The organism is Fuscibacter oryzae, assembly GCF_016765795.1.
In the GTDB taxonomy this organism is placed as follows: Bacteria; Pseudomonadota; Alphaproteobacteria; order Rhodobacterales; family Rhodobacteraceae; genus Fuscibacter; species Fuscibacter oryzae.
On sequence record NZ_JAESVP010000004.1, the window covers coordinates 429,040 to 446,226 of the forward strand.

At 61.0% G+C, this 17,187-nt stretch carries 20 protein-coding genes and 1 pseudogene; 5 read left to right on the forward strand and 16 right to left on the reverse strand.

Going from position 1 to position 17,187, the window contains the following annotated elements:
* Nucleotide 1: 1 nt before the first annotated feature.
* Genes JI744_RS10340 through JI744_RS10360 form a run of 5 tightly spaced genes read right to left on the reverse strand, consistent with a single transcriptional unit; the run spans nucleotide 2 to nucleotide 5,200 of the window.
* Entirely contained in the window at nucleotides 2–760 is a 759-nt protein-coding gene (locus JI744_RS10340) for an ABC transporter ATP-binding protein (protein ID WP_202660382.1), read from the reverse strand.
* A gap of 1 nt (nucleotide 761) precedes the next feature.
* Entirely contained in the window at nucleotides 762–1,592 is an 831-nt protein-coding gene (locus JI744_RS10345) for an ABC transporter ATP-binding protein (protein ID WP_202660383.1), read from the reverse strand.
* Entirely contained in the window at nucleotides 1,589–2,494 is a 906-nt protein-coding gene (gene nikC / locus JI744_RS10350; RefSeq protein WP_202660385.1) for a nickel transporter permease, read from the reverse strand. The genes JI744_RS10345 and nikC overlap by 4 nt, the downstream gene beginning before the upstream one ends.
* Complete coding sequence (locus JI744_RS10355; RefSeq protein ID WP_202660387.1) at nucleotides 2,491–3,555, reverse strand: ABC transporter permease; 1,065 nt, start codon at nucleotides 3,553–3,555, stop codon at nucleotides 2,491–2,493. The genes nikC and JI744_RS10355 overlap by 4 nt, the downstream gene beginning before the upstream one ends.
* Nucleotides 3,556–3,595: 40 nt before the next feature.
* Nucleotides 3,596–5,200: an ABC transporter substrate-binding protein gene (locus tag JI744_RS10360; RefSeq protein ID WP_202660389.1), complete on the reverse strand. Its 1,605-nt coding sequence runs from the start codon at nucleotides 5,198–5,200 to the stop codon at nucleotides 3,596–3,598.
* Nucleotides 5,201–5,384: 184 nt separating this feature from the next.
* Here JI744_RS10360 and JI744_RS10365 point away from each other — a divergent pair, with 184 nt between their 5' ends.
* On the forward strand, nucleotides 5,385–5,873 hold the full coding sequence (locus JI744_RS10365) for a GNAT family N-acetyltransferase (RefSeq protein ID WP_202660391.1): 489 nt from the start codon (nucleotides 5,385–5,387) through the stop codon (nucleotides 5,871–5,873).
* 168 nt (nucleotides 5,874–6,041) lie between these two features.
* On the opposite strand, the gene JI744_RS10370 is transcribed toward JI744_RS10365, so the two are convergent.
* From JI744_RS10370 to JI744_RS10390, 5 genes are all read right to left on the reverse strand, one after another.
* Nucleotides 6,042–6,353: a type II toxin-antitoxin system RelE/ParE family toxin gene (locus JI744_RS10370; RefSeq protein WP_202660393.1), complete on the reverse strand. Its 312-nt coding sequence runs from the start codon at nucleotides 6,351–6,353 to the stop codon at nucleotides 6,042–6,044.
* Between the two features lie 4 nt (nucleotides 6,354–6,357).
* Nucleotides 6,358–6,612: a ribbon-helix-helix domain-containing protein gene (locus JI744_RS10375; protein WP_202660395.1), complete on the reverse strand. Its 255-nt coding sequence runs from the start codon at nucleotides 6,610–6,612 to the stop codon at nucleotides 6,358–6,360.
* 92 nt (nucleotides 6,613–6,704) lie between these two features.
* Nucleotides 6,705–7,205, reverse strand: coding sequence for a c-type cytochrome (locus tag JI744_RS10380; protein WP_202660397.1), 501 nt, complete (start codon nucleotides 7,203–7,205; stop codon nucleotides 6,705–6,707).
* Between the two features lie 156 nt (nucleotides 7,206–7,361).
* Entirely contained in the window at nucleotides 7,362–8,702 is a 1,341-nt protein-coding gene (locus tag JI744_RS10385) for a GAF domain-containing protein (RefSeq protein WP_202660399.1), read from the reverse strand.
* Nucleotides 8,699–9,172: a pyridoxamine 5'-phosphate oxidase family protein gene (locus JI744_RS10390; protein ID WP_202660401.1), complete on the reverse strand. Its 474-nt coding sequence runs from the start codon at nucleotides 9,170–9,172 to the stop codon at nucleotides 8,699–8,701. The genes JI744_RS10385 and JI744_RS10390 overlap by 4 nt, the downstream gene beginning before the upstream one ends.
* 235 nt (nucleotides 9,173–9,407) lie before the next feature.
* Between JI744_RS10390 and JI744_RS10395 the strand changes: the two genes are divergently transcribed.
* Entirely contained in the window at nucleotides 9,408–10,253 is an 846-nt protein-coding gene (locus tag JI744_RS10395) for an arylamine N-acetyltransferase family protein (RefSeq protein WP_202660403.1), read from the forward strand.
* A 128-nt stretch (nucleotides 10,254–10,381) separates the two neighbouring features.
* Here JI744_RS10395 and JI744_RS10400 read toward each other — a convergent pair whose 3' ends face one another.
* From JI744_RS10400 to JI744_RS10410, 3 genes are read right to left on the reverse strand one after another with little or no spacing between them, the layout of a single operon-like run.
* Entirely contained in the window at nucleotides 10,382–10,528 is a 147-nt protein-coding gene (locus JI744_RS10400) for a hypothetical protein (protein ID WP_202660405.1), read from the reverse strand.
* Between the two features lie 16 nt (nucleotides 10,529–10,544).
* Nucleotides 10,545–10,811 carry a hypothetical protein gene (locus JI744_RS10405; protein ID WP_202660407.1) on the reverse strand — a complete coding sequence of 89 codons (267 nt, stop codon included), beginning with the start codon at nucleotides 10,809–10,811 and terminating at the stop codon, nucleotides 10,545–10,547.
* 2 nt (nucleotides 10,812–10,813) lie between these two features.
* Nucleotides 10,814–11,344 (reverse strand): GAF domain-containing protein, encoded by a 531-nt coding sequence (locus tag JI744_RS10410; RefSeq protein WP_202660409.1) that lies wholly within the window; start codon nucleotides 11,342–11,344, stop codon nucleotides 10,814–10,816.
* Between the two features lie 198 nt (nucleotides 11,345–11,542).
* Here JI744_RS10410 and JI744_RS10415 point away from each other — a divergent pair, with 198 nt between their 5' ends.
* Genes JI744_RS10415 through JI744_RS10425 form a run of 3 tightly spaced genes read left to right on the forward strand, consistent with a single transcriptional unit; the run spans nucleotide 11,543 to nucleotide 14,259 of the window.
* Entirely contained in the window at nucleotides 11,543–13,492 is a 1,950-nt protein-coding gene (locus JI744_RS10415) for a PP2C family protein-serine/threonine phosphatase (protein WP_202660411.1), read from the forward strand.
* Nucleotides 13,473–13,811: an STAS domain-containing protein gene (locus JI744_RS10420; protein ID WP_202660413.1), complete on the forward strand. Its 339-nt coding sequence runs from the start codon at nucleotides 13,473–13,475 to the stop codon at nucleotides 13,809–13,811. Before JI744_RS10415 ends, JI744_RS10420 begins: the two co-directional genes overlap by 20 nt.
* Nucleotides 13,812–13,821: 10 nt before the next feature.
* Entirely contained in the window at nucleotides 13,822–14,259 is a 438-nt protein-coding gene (locus JI744_RS10425) for an ATP-binding protein (protein WP_202660415.1), read from the forward strand.
* Between the two features lie 9 nt (nucleotides 14,260–14,268).
* Here the strand turns inward: JI744_RS10425 and JI744_RS10430 are convergent, their stop codons facing one another.
* From JI744_RS10430 to JI744_RS10440, 3 genes and pseudogenes are all read right to left on the reverse strand, one after another.
* Nucleotides 14,269–14,601, reverse strand: coding sequence for a hypothetical protein (locus JI744_RS10430; RefSeq protein WP_202660417.1), 333 nt, complete (start codon nucleotides 14,599–14,601; stop codon nucleotides 14,269–14,271).
* On the reverse strand, nucleotides 14,588–16,384 hold the full coding sequence (locus JI744_RS10435; protein ID WP_202660425.1) for a glycosyltransferase: 1,797 nt from the start codon (nucleotides 16,382–16,384) through the stop codon (nucleotides 14,588–14,590). Before JI744_RS10435 ends, JI744_RS10430 begins: the two co-directional genes overlap by 14 nt.
* 429 nt (nucleotides 16,385–16,813) lie before the next feature.
* A pseudogene (locus JI744_RS10440) lies at nucleotides 16,814–17,068 on the reverse strand (transglutaminase family protein); the annotation flags it as partial.
* Nucleotides 17,069–17,187: the final 119 nt, after the last annotated feature.

Consider the following 17,187-nt stretch of genomic DNA (forward strand, 5'->3'; position numbering starts at 1 on the left):
TTCAGGCGCCAAGCATGCGGTCTGCACTGGCGGCAAACAGGCTGCGGGCATAGTCGGTTTTCATTTCGGCGCGGGCCAGCGCCTCTCTCGGCAGTTCTTCGACCGCTTGGCCGTGCTGCATCACCAGAATCCGGTCGCACATATGGTCGATCACGGCAAGGTCGTGGCTGACCATCAGGAAGGTCAGGCCCCGTTCGGCGCGCAGGCGGTTGAGGAGGTTCAGGGTTTCGGCCTGAACGCTGGCATCAAGGGCACTGGTGGGTTCATCCAAGAGCAGGATCGAGGGTTCCAGCATCAGGGCGCGGGCGATGGCGACGCGCTGTCGCTGGCCGCCGGAAAGCTGATGCGGGAAGCGGAAACGGAAGTTCGGCGGCAGGCCCACGTCGTTCAAAGCCTGCGTCACCCGTTGGTCGGTGTTGCCGATGCCGTGGATGGCAAGAGGTTCCGACAGGGTGCGGTCAATGGTGTGGCGGGGGTGCAGGCTGGCGTAGGGGTCTTGGAACACCATCTGCACCTGGCGGCTGAAGGCAGGCCCGCGCGGGTGGGGCAGGGGCTGGCCGCCGATGCGGATCGTGCCGCCCGACACGGGTGCAAGGCCGCAGATCGCGCGCAGGATGGTGGATTTGCCCGACCCGCTTTCGCCGACCAAACCATAGCTTTCGCCTTGCGCCACGTTCAGCGACACGCCCTTGACGGCGCGGACCGGGCGGCCCTTGGCGGTGAAGGTGACGGAGAGGGTGTCGATTTCAATCAAGGCCATGTCAGTTCGCCCAGGCTGCGTTGCGGTCAAGGGCGGGCAGCGGTTCGCGGGGGCCACCGATGCGGGGCAGGCAGTTCAGCAAGCCTTGGGTATAGGGATGTTGCGCCTTCATCAGATCGCGGGCGGGCAGTTCTTCAACCACCTTGCCCTTGAACATCACCAGCACCCGGTCACAAAAGCGCGACACGAGGCGCAGGTCGTGGCTGATGAAGATCAGCCCCATGCCACGGGTGCGCACGAGGTTATCGAGGATCGACAGAACCTCGGCCTGAACGGTCACATCCAAGGCGCTGGTCGGCTCATCCGCAATCAGCAGGTCGGGGTTGGGGATCAGCATCATCGCGATCATCACCCGCTGGCCCATACCGCCCGACAGCTCATGCGGCCAGGCGTCCATCACGCGTTCAGGGTCGCGGATCTGCACGGCGGCCAGCGCCTCGATCGCCTTGGCGTGGGCTTCCTTTTTCCCCATGCCGTCGCGCTGGCGCAGGCCCTCCATCAATTGTTCGCCCACACGCATGACGGGGTTCAGCGAGTATTTCGGGTCTTGCATCACCATGGCGATGCGCGGACCACGCAGGGCGCGCATGTCGCGCTCGGAGGCTTTCATCAGGTCGATGCCGTCGAAAGTCATCGCATCTGCCTCAATCCGCCCCGGCGGGCGGATCAGCCGCAGAACGGAGCGGCCGGTTTGCGTCTTGCCTGAGCCGGATTCGCCCACGATGCCAAGGCGTTCGCGGCCAAGGCTGAACGACACGCCGCGCACCGCCTCGACCACGCCCGCCTCGGTATCAAAGGTTACGCGCAGGTTTTTCACCGAAAGCAGGGTCATTTTCCCGAATTCCTTGGGTCAAGCACATCGCGCAAACCGTCGCCCAGCAGGTTGAAGCCCAGCGAGACGATGAAAATGGCCATGCCCGGCATGGTGGCGACCCACCATTGTTCGAACAGGTATTTGCGGCCCGCCGAGATCATTGCGCCCCATTCCGGCATCGGCGGCTGCACGCCAAGGCCAAGAAAGCCCAGACCGGCGGCGATCAGGATCACGCCCGCCATATCCAGCGTGACGCGGATGATGACCGAGGGGATGCACATCGGCATGATATGGCCCCAGATGATCCGCGCCGCGCCAGCGCCCTGCAACCGTACGGCGGCGATATAGTCGGAATTGCGCACCGTCAGCGTCTCGGCCCGCGCGACGCGGGCATAGGGTGGCCAGGAGGTGATGGCGATGGCCAGCACGGCATTCTCCATCCCCGGCCCCAGCACGGCAACCAGCGCCAGCGCGAGGATCAGTTTGGGGAAGGCCAGAAAGATGTCGGTGATCCGCATCAGGATTTCATCTGTCCAGCCGCCGAAATAGCCTGCGACCGTGCCGATGATCAGGCCGAACACCGGGGCTGTGACGGCGACCAGCGCGATGATGAACAGGGTGATCCGGCTGCCGACGATCAGGCGCGACAGGATATCGCGGCCGAAATCATCGGTGCCCAGAATGTGCCCCGGCGTCAGCGGCGGTTGCAGGCGTTCGCGCAGGGCTTGGGTGATCGGGTCATGCGGGGCGATCCATGGCGCCAGTGCGGCAACGATGATCAGCAGCGCCACAATGGCAAGGCCGATCATCGCCAGCCGGTTCCGTTTCAGCCGCAGCCAGGCCAGATAGGCCTGACCCAGCCGGGCCTGACGGCGAGAGGTTGGCGACGGGTCGCGCAGCCATGCGGTCAGGGTGGTCATGTGCGCGCCCTCGGATCGACCAGCTTGTACAGGAGGTCAGAGACCATGTTCAGCCCGATATAGCAGGCTCCGACCACAATGGTGCCGCCCAGAACCGACGGCATGTCACCGACCAGCAGGGCATCGGTGATATAGGCGCCCAGTCCGGGCCAGCCAAAGATTGTCTCGGTCAGAACAGCGCCCTCCAGGAGATAGGCATAGGACAGGGCGACGACAGTAATCAGCGGCACCATGACGTTCTTCATGGCGTGAACCCAGATTACCCGGCGTTCGGGCATGCCCTTGACGCGGGCGGTGGTGATATATTCCTGACCCAGCTCGTTCATCATGAAACTGCGGGTCATACGGCTGATATAGGCCATCGACAGATAGCCCAGCAGGCTGGCCGGCAGGATGATGTGGCTGATCGCATTGGAAAACATATCCCAGCGACCGGCAAGGGCAGTGTCGATCAGGATCATGCCGGTGTGGGCCGTCACCTCGAACTGGAACATCATGTCATAGGCCGCATCCAGCCGCCCCGGCCCGCCAACCCAATCCAGCACGCCGTAAAACAGCAAGAGCCCCATCAGGCCCAGCCAGAAGACCGGCATCGAATAACCCATAAGCCCGATCAGCCGCACAATCTGGTCGGCCCAACTGCCCGGCTTGGTTGCCGCTAGCACACCTGCAGGCACGCCCAGCAACACCCCCACCAACGTGCCCAGCGTTGCCAGCTCCAGCGTCGCAGGGAAATATTGCGCGATTTCGCTGATGACGGGCTGCTTGGTGCGGATCGATACCCCCAGATCGCCATGAACGGCCTGCCAAAGATAGATGCCGAACTGTTCGATCATTGGCTTGTCGAGGCCCAGCCGCGTGCGCTCTGCCGCGATCTGCGCCTCGGTCGCGCGGTCGCCCAGAATCGACAGCACCGGGTCGATTGGCACGACACGGGCAATGATGAAGGTGACCAGCAGCAGGCCAAGAAAGGTGAAGGCCAGCGAGATCAGCACCCCGGCGGATTGCCGGGCGAGGATGCCAACCCGCGACGGGGCGGTGTAATCGGATGTGTCTGCCATCGGAGTACGGGGCGCCGGACCGAACCGGCGCCCCATGGTCTTACTTGGTCACGGTCCAGTAGGCGGCCGAGTCGGTCGCCCCGCCGGTATAGAAGCCGGACAGATTGGCGAGCGTGCCGGTCTGATAGCCGATCTGGAACATGACGATGAAGGGAGAGGTTTCGCGGTGCGTTTTCTGCATCTCTTCATACATCGCCTTGCGCTTGGCCGCGTCACCTTCCTGCACGGCGGCATCGACGGCAGCGTTCAGCGGGCCGGGGTCATAGGCATTGCGCCAGGCAAGGGTGCCCACCTTCGCCTCGTCCGTGTTGTCGTTGTTCCAGGCGAACGACCCGGCGTTGGTCTGCGGATCGGGATAGTCCGGACCCCAGCTTTGCAGGGTGCCGTCATGCTGGCGCGCACGGTAGCGCTTGAGCTGTTCGGCACCGTCCCCGATGTTCAGCTCTACCTTGATGCCAACCTGACCAAAGGTGTTCTGGATCGACTGCGCCATTTCCATGCGGTCGGATGCGTTGCGCACATCCAGCGTGATCGTCGGGTCCTTGATGCCGCTTTCCGCCAAGAGGCCCTTGGCCTTTTCCACGTCCAGCTTGTAGGGCAGATCTTCCAAGGCACCCAGATAGCCTTTGGGCAGGAAGGCCTGATGCGGCACCATCGCACCCTTCAGGATGGTATCGGCCATGCCCTGATAGTCGATGGACCAGCGCATCGCATCAAGGAACTTCTCGTTCTTGTAGTTCTCGTTCTTCTGGTTGAACGACAGATAGAAAATCTGGCCGCCAACGTCCTGCTGGATCTTGACCTCGGCATTTCCGGCCATGCCTTCGACGTCAACCGGGGTCAGCTCTCGCGAAATGTCGATATCGCCCTTTTCCAGCATCAGCCGCTCGGTGGCGGCCTCGGGCACATGGCGCATCAGCACCTTTGCCAGTACCGGCTTGAACACGGCGGCATTGGCATTGGCTTCCAGCAGATAACCTTCCTTGGGCTTGTAGCTTTTCAGCACATAGGCGCCGGTTCCGGCAGAGGCGGTGCCGGTGGCCAGATAGGCATAGCCCATGTCGCCATCGGTCGCGTTTTCTTCCAGCAGCTTCTTGTCCACGATCGAGGCAACGCCTGCCGTCAGGCAGTTATAAAGGAACGTCGGCGCGTATTTCTTGTCGGTTTTTAGGGTAAGCGTATCGCCAGAGGCGGTGACCATCTGATCCACGTTGTCTTTGGTCCAGCCGAACTGGTTCAGGATGAAGGCAGGCGTCTTGTCCAGCTTGACCACGCGTTGCAGCGAGTAGGCGGCATCATCGGCCGTCACCGGGTTGCCCGAGGCGAACATCAGGCCCGCCTTGATCTTGAACGAATAGGTCAGCCCGTCTTCCGACACCGTCCAGCTCTCGGCCAGGCCGGGCACCAGCTCTCCCGGTTTGGTCGGGTCCAGCTCGATCAGCCCGTTGTAAAGGTTGTTGACCACATCAAGGCCCGAGAATTCATAGGCCTCCGCCGGGTCCAGTGAAACAATGTCGTCAATTGCATCGGCAATGACCAAAGTATCGGCAGGCGTTTCGGCCAGAAGGGCTGTCGGGGCCGCGCCCAGCAGCAGGGCTGCCATCGCAGCGGCGCCAACCCGGCGCAGGGCAGGTTCAAAGCTCATGTCTAACTCCCTGTTTTTATGTTGTTTACGAAGGCGTGACAGCAGACTCACACGTTCTTGACCAATTGGGCAACTTTCGCGAAGTGTTGTCAACAGGTTGCGGGCCTTGGCGGGGGGGCGTCCGGGCACTGGCCCTTTGCAGTCGGGGATGCGATGCTGGGCCGAACAGGGAAAGGGCACCATCATGCCAGAAACTCCGCTGATCCGGCGCGCCACGCGGGCCGATGTGCCCGCCATCCAGTCTTTGCTGCAAGAACAGGCCAGCCACCATGACGAGACGTTACAAGCCGGGCCAGAGGCGTTGGAGCGCTATGGCTTTGGCCCCTTCACGCTGTTTCATTGCCTTTTGGCAGAACGCGGGGCCGAAGCGCTAGGCTTTGCCCTTTACTATCCCGATTTTTCGACCCTGCGCGGGCGACCGGGAATCATGCTGCAAGACATCTTCGTGCGCCCCGCGGCGCGCGGCCTTGGCCTTGGCCGCACCCTTCTGACCGAAGTGATCGCCGATGCCCGCGCATGGGAGGCCGGGTTCCTGACCCTGATGCTGGACCGACACAACGCCTCGGCACGCGCCTTTTACGCCCGCCACGGCTTTGCCCCGCGCGGCGACTACGACCTGCTGATCCTCGAAGGGCAGGGCCTGACTGACCTGATGGCGCAGGAGCCGGGCTGATTCCGCTAGACAAAGCCAACCCCAAACGGCTGCGAAGTCAGGTGGTTGAGTCGGGAATATTGCGGCGGAGGGGTGGGCTACGGGCCAACCTTTTCTGGCGACCATTGACTATGCCTGCAAGGCGGCTGTGAAATTCAGAGCAGGCAACACTATGGTCTTACTTGGATATCAGGCGAAATCCTCACGGAAACGGTCAATCCGGTGCATCCGTTCATGCAGGATCGTCACGATGCCGATGTCGCCGTTGGACAACTTGCGCCAATGGACCATGTGATGCTCGTAGCGGAAGAAGAACCCATCGACGCCGAACTCGGCCGGAACAGGCTTCGAGGCGACGCCATGCGAGGCGACTCGATCAAAAGCGGCGAACAGTCCGATGATGTAGCGGTCTGCCTGTTCGATCCCCCATCGATCCCGTGTGTAACGGTAGATCCCATCTAGGCGCAGCGACGCGCCCGCCTGTATGCGGACCCCAGCCATCCGGTCATGTCCGGTTGCGGGCGATGACTTCGGCAGCGGTTAGGGGTTGATAACTGTCCTCGGGTACCGCGAAGGCATGGGCTAGCTCGGCCTTCAGACGGCCGAAAGCCTCGGCTTCCGCCCGTTCCTTGTCGCGACGGATCAGATCGCGGATGTATTCGCTGACGTTCTCATACGAGCCTTCGTCGCCGACGTTGGCGGCGACGAAATCACTCAGGGCGCCGCCGACACGGACGGTCATGGTCGTGGTCCGGGACATTGGCCAACTCCGATTGCTGTCTGCGTATTCAATATAACCAATAACGAACGCGCAACAAGGTCGGGCAACCACGATCTACGCCGTGCCGCTGGTCACCCGCCGGGCGGGATAACGCGCATTACGAAGCCCTGCACCGTTTCACTTGGCCCAAACGGCCCGATAACTTTGTTGGACACTACAGGAAGCGATTTCAAGTATGCTGTGATCGCATGCACATCTTGCGTGGCAAGGTTGGCGTAACTCATCCAGGGCATCGCAGGGGCCAACTGGCGCCCATCGGGCCGAACTCCAGTTGTGAGGGCCGTCATGATCTCGGCTTCAGTCCAGTTGCCAAGGCCGGTCTTGGCGTCCGGTGTCAAGTTAGGTCCGTAGAACGTACCCAATCCTGGGATTTCGAATCCGACGTCGGAACCTCCCAAGAGCCGGCTTTGGTCGGGCTGGCCGAGAAAATGGCCGGGCGTGTGGCAGTCACCGCATCCGGCAATGGTGACCAGATAAGCGCCCCGCTCGATGGGCGTTTCTTCGGCGACGGCTGCTCCTGCCAAGGAAACCACCAGATAGACGAGCGGCGCTATGCTGCGAAGATTGAACATGGATGATGCCTCGTTGGTTCATCGATGCGTCGGTGTAGATCGACGGCGACCCGGCGGCATCCTAAATGTTCCTTAACCTAAGGCCCGAATTCCTATGAGTTTCCTAAAATGCCTGCCTGGACTCCTCATCAGGCCCGCTGCCAGCAGCAGTGCCATCTACTCGCCCGCTACCTTTAGTGTGATCGGGCCTTCTGCTTCCAGCCGCAGGCGCCCACGCTCGACCCGAACGATCCGAAGCGCAGCACCCTTTTCCTCCAGGCGGCGGCGAAGGAGAAGCAGTCTGGTTTCGAGATTGTCTTTTATCTCTGGAAGGCGCGGCCCCGCCGCAAGCCGCATTTCACGGTTCGTGAACACGTTCCGGCCCTCGTTTAGGTGCCATTCAAGAATAAGTCGGAGAAGCGCGCCCGCGATACCCTTTACGATGTAGGTGCCGTCGATGAATATGCTGTCGTCATACCTGTGGTGGATCACATGCACGCCCCGACCCGCAATCGTGGCGGGAAGCGGTGGCACAGGGACGGGCACGGTCTGCGCCGCCTCCCTCTCGCTCGCGCGAAGAGCGCTGGCTGCCTGAGTTGCAAGGATAAGCAGGGCCGCTTCGTCCTCTTCTCTGAACGCAAGTCTGGCCTCGCTCTCCACGAAAAGTACGCCTAGCACCGCGCCACGAAAGACCATCGGAACGGCGATCTGGCTATTGGCGGTCGGAAGGTCCGGAAAGGCGATGGCGCGGGTGCTGTTTTCCGCGGCGTCGCTATTGAGCGCGATGGCTTCGCCAAACCGACGCAGACGGCTCATGTCATTGACCTTGATCGCTTCTCCGCTCCTAGCTGCCGTGCCGATCAAGCCCTCGCTGTCTGAAATCTCCGATCCCAGCCCGGACCTTGCGTAACCGATGCTGCCCATGGTGGTCAGGGTGCCTGAAACGTCCTCGCGGATAAGAACAAGCGCATGCTCGTAACCGAATATGCGCCGCACACCTTCGAGCAGGCTGTCAATGATCCCACCTGGGTCTACCTGCCGGTCTATCGCGCTGACGGTGTCTGAAAGCACCACAAGATCAACCGCTTGACGATCCGGAGACGACGCAGGGTCGTTAATGGGGGCAGGAACTTTTTCGATTGCGGCGACACGGAAAATGTCGGCGCTCTTCAGACGCATCACGTCCGCCATGCCGAGTTGTGCGCTGGTCGCCTTAAGCTGGCGTGCAATCTTCTCGAACACGTATCCGGCGTCGACGGACCGCACGAAACTGACGTCGAGCAGGTATTGGTCGCCCGTCAGCCCGTCGACAAGGATAAGAGTTACCTTGGGATTTGCCCGCACGTTTGCCGCGGTCTTGGCAAAGAATTGGTTGGACAATGCCACATGTTCGTCACCAATCCGGATGACATGGGAGAGGTACGAGACGTTCGGCATTCCATCCGCGGCGGCAGTGGCGATGATCGATGGGATCACACCTTCGAAACAGGCTGAAAGATCGGCGAGGCGCGGTCTCATGGCGACACCACATCCGTCAACATCCCGGCAAGAGGTCCGGGGGTCTGGACGTAAACTTCACGGACAGAAAGCCGCACCACCCGCGCGTCGCGCACCGTCAACCATGATGCAATCATGTGTGGAGGAACGCCGAGGGAGCAAAGTGCCGCGGTCGCCGCGGCAATGAAGTGGTCTGCGTGGGGGATATCTGATGCTTCTGTCCCACGCATCGTTGCAGATCCCTTGAGCTGAAATGTGACATAGTCAGAAGGGCTGACGAAGGTAGCCGTAAACTTTCCAGTCTCGCGGATCGATTGTTCCATGCGGGGCCACTGCCAGCCGGAAAAGATGACATCAATGGTCTCACGGTCATCGAGCAGTTCGAAGCCGACGCCTCGCCCTGCCGCCGGCTGACCGGTCCGGTCTGCACTGGCGATGATGCACATGAGGGGCCGCTGGAAGAAATCCATGAGCCTGTCATCAAGCCGCATGTTCACCCTCTCGCTTTAATGACCGCATGAACGAACCATTTGTTAGCAAAGTTTTAAGATATCTACCGCCGCTTGCACATCCTTTTAGGAAATACGGTTTTGGAACCCCGCTATACGGGCGCCACGCCTCCCCGATGGCAGATCATCGGCAAGTGATCTCAAAAATGAAAGGGGGGGACCGCAGATGAAACATCATCGGAACCGTCTATACGGCCACATGAAAGGAAACTGAAGGATGTCCAAAATCACATCTAAGGACGACAGCGCGACACTTACCGACGTACAGCTCGACGCCTATCTTGCTCGGATCGGGTTGGATCGCCCGCGAGCCCTCGACCTCCAAAGCCTCAAGGAACTGCACCGTGCCCACCTCATGGCCTTCACATGGGAGGCCCTGGATGCCTTTATGAATTGGCCCTCAGGAGTATCGCCGCAGGCAGCCTTCACCAAAATGGTCGATGGACGGCGTGGTGGGTGGTGCTATGAGATGAATGGCCTGTTCGGTGCCGCGCTCTCTGCTTTGGGATTTTCAGTTACGCGCCTCTGCGGCGGCGTCAATCGAGCCATCCTCGGAGATGTGGCGATCGGCAACCACTTGGGCCTGCGTGTAGATATTGATCTTCCGTATCTCGCAGAGGTCGGTATCGGCGATGCGATTGTCGAGCCGGTACCAATGATGGAATCTCAGTTCAGCCAGCGCGGATTGGAATTCTCGATTACCCGGTCGGGGGACGGCTGGATGCGTTTCAACAACCACGCCCTAGGCGTTGCAAGAAGCATGGATTTCCGTCCCGATCACACCGACGAGAAAGCGATTGCGGCAGCACACGGGTGGTTGATGACGGACGCCGGCTCGCCCTTCACCCAAGCGCTTGCGGTGATGCGGCACACCAATGATGGTTATGTTGCGTTGCAGAATCATAGCCTCCGGCACGTGACGAATGTCAGCTTCAGCGAGAAAAGCATCACAAGCGCAGATCATTTGGCCGAGATACTGGAGACTGTCTTTGATCTCGAAATTGCTGATCCTGGGCGCGTCTGGGATCGCGTCTGTTCTATCGACCGCGAACGGGCAGCGTAAGAGCTGGTGGCGAGGAGTGACAGGTCTTCGACCCGATCAGCGATCAGATGGGTGACCTAGCCATCGCGCTCGATCCGGCCCGTGACGCGCAGGAGCCGACCTGCGATCACCGCTTTGCGGAAGGCGCCTTAGATATTGCGACAGATCACCACGCTTGCGGTGCCGGTCTCGTCCTCCAGCGTCAGGAAGATCACGCCTGACGCTGCGCCCGGCCGCCGGCGAGCGATGATCAGGCCGGTGATGGTGATGCCCCCCGGGCCTCTGGCATGCGACAATGGGGCAGGCTCTCGGTCATGCCTGGCCGAAGACGTTCATCGGATGCGCACGCAGTGACAGGCGCCGGGCGCGAGAGGCATCGATCACCTCCTGACCGAATGTCATCTGCGGCAGGAGCACGCTGGTTTTCGTCACTCCCTCGCCATTCGCTCCGAACATCGGCAGCAGCTTTGACGACCGAAGCGCGTGAGCGGCCCAGAGGGCGTCGCGGCGGGTCAGGCCAAGGGCTGCAAAGGCATCGCCTTCGGCCAACCGTTCCAGCGTATCGGCGCGGAAAGCCAAGACTATCTTGAATCGCTTGGATTGTTGTCCAGCGTGATCGCAATACCCCCTGCGAGGCTGATGAATTCACTTACCGCCCGGTCGGCAAAGCTTTCCAGTTCGGCACGCTGTCCTAGGCTGAATTCTCGCGGCTTATGATCGATCAGGCAGAACGCTCCTAGGTGGATCGCTTCCAGATAGATCAGCGGTGCCCCGGCATAAAAACGGATGTTTGGCGAACCAGTCACCATCGGATGGTCCCGGAACCGCGCATCGTCTGACGCGTTGCTGACGACGAAGGTTGAACTGGCAAGAATCGTATAGTTGCAAAAGGCCTGCCCGCGCGGCGTAGAGGTGGCCTCCAGACCCTGCCGGGCGAAGATGTGTTGCACATCCTCTTCCAGAAGGCTGATCAGCGCGATGGGCACGTCAAAGCGGGCTCGGGCCTCCTGACATAGTTGATCCAGTTCCGGCGAATTCGCCAATGCCAGTATCCGGCTGTCGCGCAGCACGCGCAGGCGCCGTGCCTCATTTTCTCCGACCGGATATTCCAATCCGTGTACCCCAACCCCGACAAAACCCCCCCCTCTCATAGCCGTTTTCACACAAACGGGAACGCGTATTGCAGGTTTCCTGCAAATATCGGAAAGCTTTCCGCGACCTCATGCTATGGTCCACAGCACAACCAAAGATTGCGCCCATCGCAGAAGGGGGGCCCTCTGACCCGAAATGCACGAGCCAGAGCGTCGGTCATGACGATCAAGCGGCTGCTGATCCCCCTGTTCTTCCTTATGGGGGTCGCCCTGTTTTCAATGATCGCCCTGCAATTGACGCAGGCGCTTCAAGTCAGGGATGAGGCGCAGCGACAGATTTCACAGGTGACTGTGAGGGCGCCGGTCGTTGCCCTGCTGGACGCGCTTTATGCCGAGCGTGGTGCGACATATCTGGCACTGATGACCGATGGCCCGATTGATGCGAGTCTGGCAGAAAAGACCAACGGTTTGATCGCACAGGCGCGCAGCAGTCTGGAATCCTCCGGTTTGCCATCGGCCCCTACCGGCATTTCAACGTTGAATTTTCTGTCACACGCGGTCGGAATTGGGCGTGCGGCCTCGCAGGAGCCTGCCGCCTCAACCGATAAAACACAGAAGGCCAGTATCTGGTTTGACGTCATGTCTCTTCAGATCGACCGTCTTGGCGCGCTGCGACTGCAACTGCTGGCCGGTTCTCATGTCGTCGATCAGGAACTGGCGCCGAACTTTCAATTGCGCACCTATCTGCTTGCCTTGCTTGACCATATCGAGAGCAATGAGCCCTTGCTGGCGGCAGAATTGTCAAACCGGCCGAACGTGCGTCAGAACATCCTGCTGGAAGTTGACCACAACCGAACAAGATCCGAGGTCGCACTTGAACTGCTTGACGAGCTTCTGGGCAGCTTGAACCCCGCCCTGCAGGGTGAGGTGGCGCAAGTCATGACTTCGGTGCGAACCGATTTCAGACGGCGCGAAGCCGAACTGACCGGGATCTTGCGTGCGACCGGCAATGCAAGTCCGGCGGTGATCAGCCGGTGGGAACAGGCCAGCGCAAAAGCGCGTGGCGAAATCGCGACCCTGCAAGAACACCTTGGCGCCTTTGTCCGGCAGCGTCTTGATGCCCATCTGAGGGATGCGACCGACAGCTTGTTCACTTGGGCACTCGCGCTGATGTTGACGGTGCTAGCCTTGGGCACGGTTTCATTTGTCCTACTGGAACGCGTCATCCGCCCCGTCGAACTGATGCGCGACCGGATGCTGCGGCTGGCCGAGGGGAATGTGGACATCGACATTCCAAGCAGCCGCGGGCTGGCCGAGATCAACGCAATGATGGATTCACTGCGCGTCTTCCGCATCAACGCCGTTCGCCGCGCGCGGCTGCAAAAGGAGCGTCTGACGCTTCATGCCCGCCTTTCTGAAACCTACCGACTGATGCGCGACGATCTGAAGGCGGCGGCGCTGGTGCAGGTGTCCCTGCTGCCTGACAGCCGCCAGCACAACGGTGTTAGGCTTGCCTCTTTCTTTAGGCCTTCGAACTATCTGGCGGGCGACACCTTTGATTTCATTCCGAGCCCTGGTGGCAGCGTGATCATGTTCCAGATCGACGTGGCCGGCCACGGCACCGCCGCAGCCCTTGTTTCGGTTGTGTCCCACAACGCGGTCAGGAAGGCCATCGAGCAGTGGGATGGCGTCTCGCTTGCAGGATTGTGCGCCAGTATCAATGCCGCCTGGCCCGAAAGCCTGACCTATTTTACCTTGCTTCTGGTCGAGATCGATCCCTTGGCCGCGCGCGGGCGCATGGTTCAGGCAGGGCACCCGCACCCCTTCCTGCTGACCGGCGACACTCTTGTGCGCCTTGGGGCTGGCGGGCTTCCGATCGGCGTTCTGCCTGATGCCGACTTTGATGAGGTTCCGTTCGATTTTACCTCTGGCACCCGGTTCCTTGCCCTGACGGACGGGGTGATGGACCTTGAAACTTCAGAAGGCGAACCATTTTCCGAGGAACGTCTGATAGATTTTCTGACTGCAAAGCGCGACATGCCGACGGCCGCCCTTTTGGCAGAGATTGAGAGGGCGCTGCGCGACTGGCATCATCAGGATACATTCAAGGACGATGTGACGATCGTCATACTGGAAGGAGACGACAAAGTTGCTGGCACGCAGGCATGAACAGGACGGCGTGACCGTCTTTGAGATCGATGAGGCTCGACTGGACGCCGCCAAGGCGCCCGAACTGAGGCAAACGCTGCTGGATGCCGTGGATGCCGGGGCGCAGTCTTTTGTGCTGGACCTGACGAGGGTCGAATTCATGGACAGCTCTGCTCTGGGGGCACTCATCTCCACCGTCAAGCGGCTGGGTCCGCTAGGCGCGCTGCATATCGCGGGTGCTGCCGGGTCAGTTGAAAAGCTGTTCGCCATTACGCGGATGGATCGCGTCTTCCGCATCTTCCCGACGCGCGACGCCGCCATCGCGGCGGCACAGGCCTAGGAGCACCGCGATGTCCCCTGAACGGCACGATCTGATCGTCAGGCGTGATCGTAACCAGATCACCCCGGCGACTGAATGGCTGGTTGCCCTTGCGCGCCCCGCGCTGCGGCCCGACGATGTGATGGAGTTGGAGCTGGCCTTCGTCGAGGCCCTGACGAATGCCATCGTTCATGGGGCGGCAGAAGAAGATGAGCAGATCCAGATCCACGCCACGACCCAGCCCGGAGAAGTATCGGTCGAGCTTGTCGATTGCGCACCGCCGATCCCACGCCAGTTGCTTGACGCTGCCGGGCGATACAGCTTCGAATTCGATGAGAACGACATAGCCGCCCTGCCGGAAAGCGGGCGTGGCTTGGCGCTGATGGTCGCGCTGTCCGATGAGGTCAGCTATCGCACCGAGAAGGGGCAGACCCGGCTGCGTCTGGTGCGCCGTAACCGCGCAGGCTAGGGCCGCCCGTCACGGCCCGAGCGGGGCGATTATCTCGGCCACGGCCGGGTTCTCCTTTGCGCGCGCCTTCAGGGCCTTGATGTCCACCTGGGTCAGCCCGGCGTTGCTCTGTGCCGCGATGAGCAATGCTGCAGCCGTCTCGGGCGACATATCACCGGCAGCCGCCAGCCGGTGCAGTCCGGTCAGCGCAGAGGTCACAGCGGCCCCCGCCGACCCACCCGCCGGCAGGCCCGGCCCGACTTCCAGCTGTTCCAGCCGGACGATGACAGCGGTGGATACCGCCAGCGCCAGTATCCAGGCAATATGGGACCGCGCCTTCAGCAGTCCGTCACGCAGGCTCATTGCGGAACCTCTCCATGATAGGCAATTCGTGAACAGGATCGGGTTGCCAGACGGCGGCCCGGATGATCGGCAGCATGGACAGCACGTTGTTCAACCCCCAGACCGTGTTGGCGATGATCGCACCCAGAGAATAGCCCGGCGTACCCGCCAGATAGGCAAGCCAGCCCACCACCAAGCCCACAAGGGTCGCCAGACTGAGGACGATCTGCCAACGCGCCAGCCGCAGGAAGCGCCCCGAGGTACGATCTTTCGGCGTCACTGGAAAGCTGATCCGACGCCCCCGCGCAACCGCCCACAGTGCCGACAGGTTCAAGGGGAACATCGCGATATGCCAGCGCCGCCCCTTCATCGTATCGGTGCCCCACAACCCGACCAGCTGCGCCAGTTCGTTCAGCAGCAGGAACGGCACGATATGCAGGAAAAATTCCAGTGAATAAGTGGCGACCGGTGCAATCCCGGTCAGCAGGAAGACGACCGGCGCGATGATGAAAACCACGTTCCACAGCGCCGACAGATAGGAATAGAAGGTCGAGCCGTACATCAGCTTTTGACCAAAGGTCAGCCCGCGCCGCAGGATGGGGTTGTCGTTGCGCAGAATGTCCAGCGTGCCTCCGGCATATTTGAACCGCTGCACCGTCCAGGACAACAGGTCGCTGGGCGACTTCATCCGCGATACGACCACCGGATGCAGCACCGATTTCCAGCCCCGCTCGCGGTCCTCATGCAGGATGATCGAGGTGTAGATGTCTTCCGAGACATGCAGCTTGAACGGGGTGAAATCGGTGTCCTGCACGCTGGTCATGGCCGCGGCACTTACCAGCTCATCTGACAGCGCCTTTTCCTTGGTGACCCGGCGAATGGCCCTGCCCTGATCCCGCCGCGCTTCATCCACTTCCAGCGCCCAGGCGCGGATTGATGCCTCCATGATCGCCTCGCGCCGATGGACCGAGGCCGCACCGCAGCAGAAGCTGGCGTTCACCCGGTTCCGGCGGCGCAGGATCACGTCATAAAACATCTGGGCATCGTTGGCGAAAGGGTCTTCACCAATCCGCATCGGGCCAAGAATGTGCTGAAGCCCGTTGCCCAGCCATCGGCCCGGCCGCCCTGCACGACGCTCCAGCCATGCGGCCAGCGGCACGCCCGGCGGAATGTCCCAGAACCATTGGGGCGTCTGCACCCAGGCGACCTTGGGGTCGCGGAAATAACCCAGCGTCTCGGTCAGCAAATTCGGAAATGGCCGGGTGTCGGCATCGCAGATCACCACGAAATCGCCGCTGGTGACCTCCATTGCGTTGCGCAGGTTGCCGGCCTTGTAACCCACATTGTCGGACCGTGTGATATAGTTTGCACCCTCTTCGGCAGCCACCTGCTGCATCTCTGGCCTGCGTCCGTCATCCAGCACATGAACGCGCAAATCGATGGGATGGGGGTATTCGAACCTGCGCGCATCCCGCAAGCCAAGGCGGACCAGTTCGACATCTTCGTTATACGTCGTGAAGAAAACGTCCACAGCAATGGGTCTGTCGATCTTGTCCTGGTCTGTGACCGTATCGCTGAATATCTCAGGCAACGCACCACGCTTGGGGTCGCGTATCGACCAGATGTTGATCGTGAAGAGGATCAAGCCAAGGAAAGCCGCTGTCTCGGCGATCAGCAACGGCACTGAAAACCAAGCCGCCGACCAGTTGAGAGATGCCGTCCAGCGCCACCACAGATACCAAGCGCCAAAAATCAGACTGGACGTGGCCAGGAATTGCCACAGGGCGAGATGAAACCCACCCATGCGTGAGGGAACCCAAGGGTCTTGCCGAGAAAATCGGGTGGCTGCGCCTTGTTGATCCGGGCTTGTGTCCGTCATATTTCTAGTCTGCTGCTCTTGCTTGGCGTCAGAATAGGCATATTCGCCTCCCAGCGCCAAGTCGTGCCAAGCTGGAGCACACCGTCGAAACGACATTTCCCATCATTGCGGCACCGCGGCCCGAGCGCTTGCAGGTCAGAAACCACGGTGGCGTCGGCAGTAGCCATTGCGCCATCGAAAGCCACTCGTCGCCATTCCTTCCCCGCAGTGGGCAGCTATGCACGACTTGCTGACATTGGCTCTAGACGCCCGCGGGGATCGGCCGGATGACTTCGATCTGACCCGCTTGCGCGAATGCACTTTCCAGCCGCCTCGCGGGTGATGAGGAAGGGACGCGGGGACACGAATCTCCTTTCATTGCGCCACTTCGTAAGTCCAGACGCGGAATGATTTCAGGACATGAGGGCCGAATGAATTGATCAATGGCACATCAGTTGCATCGCGTCCTCGTGCCACAACGATCCGGCCGATTCGCGGTTTGTTGTTGCGTGGATCGAAGGTGTGCCATGCACCGTCGAGCCAGACCTTCATCCAGGCGCTGAAATCCATCGGATCTACCACCAGTACGCCGATGTCACCCAGATGCCCGTTGATATAGCGGGCGGTGACCTGCCCCCCGGTCGTCCCTCGTTCATAACGAGAGTCCTTGGGGTTGATAGTGGTCGGTTTCGGGTTGGGCAAGCGCGCCGGGCGCGGAGCCCTCAGATTGCTCAAGCGCCCGGCGCGCG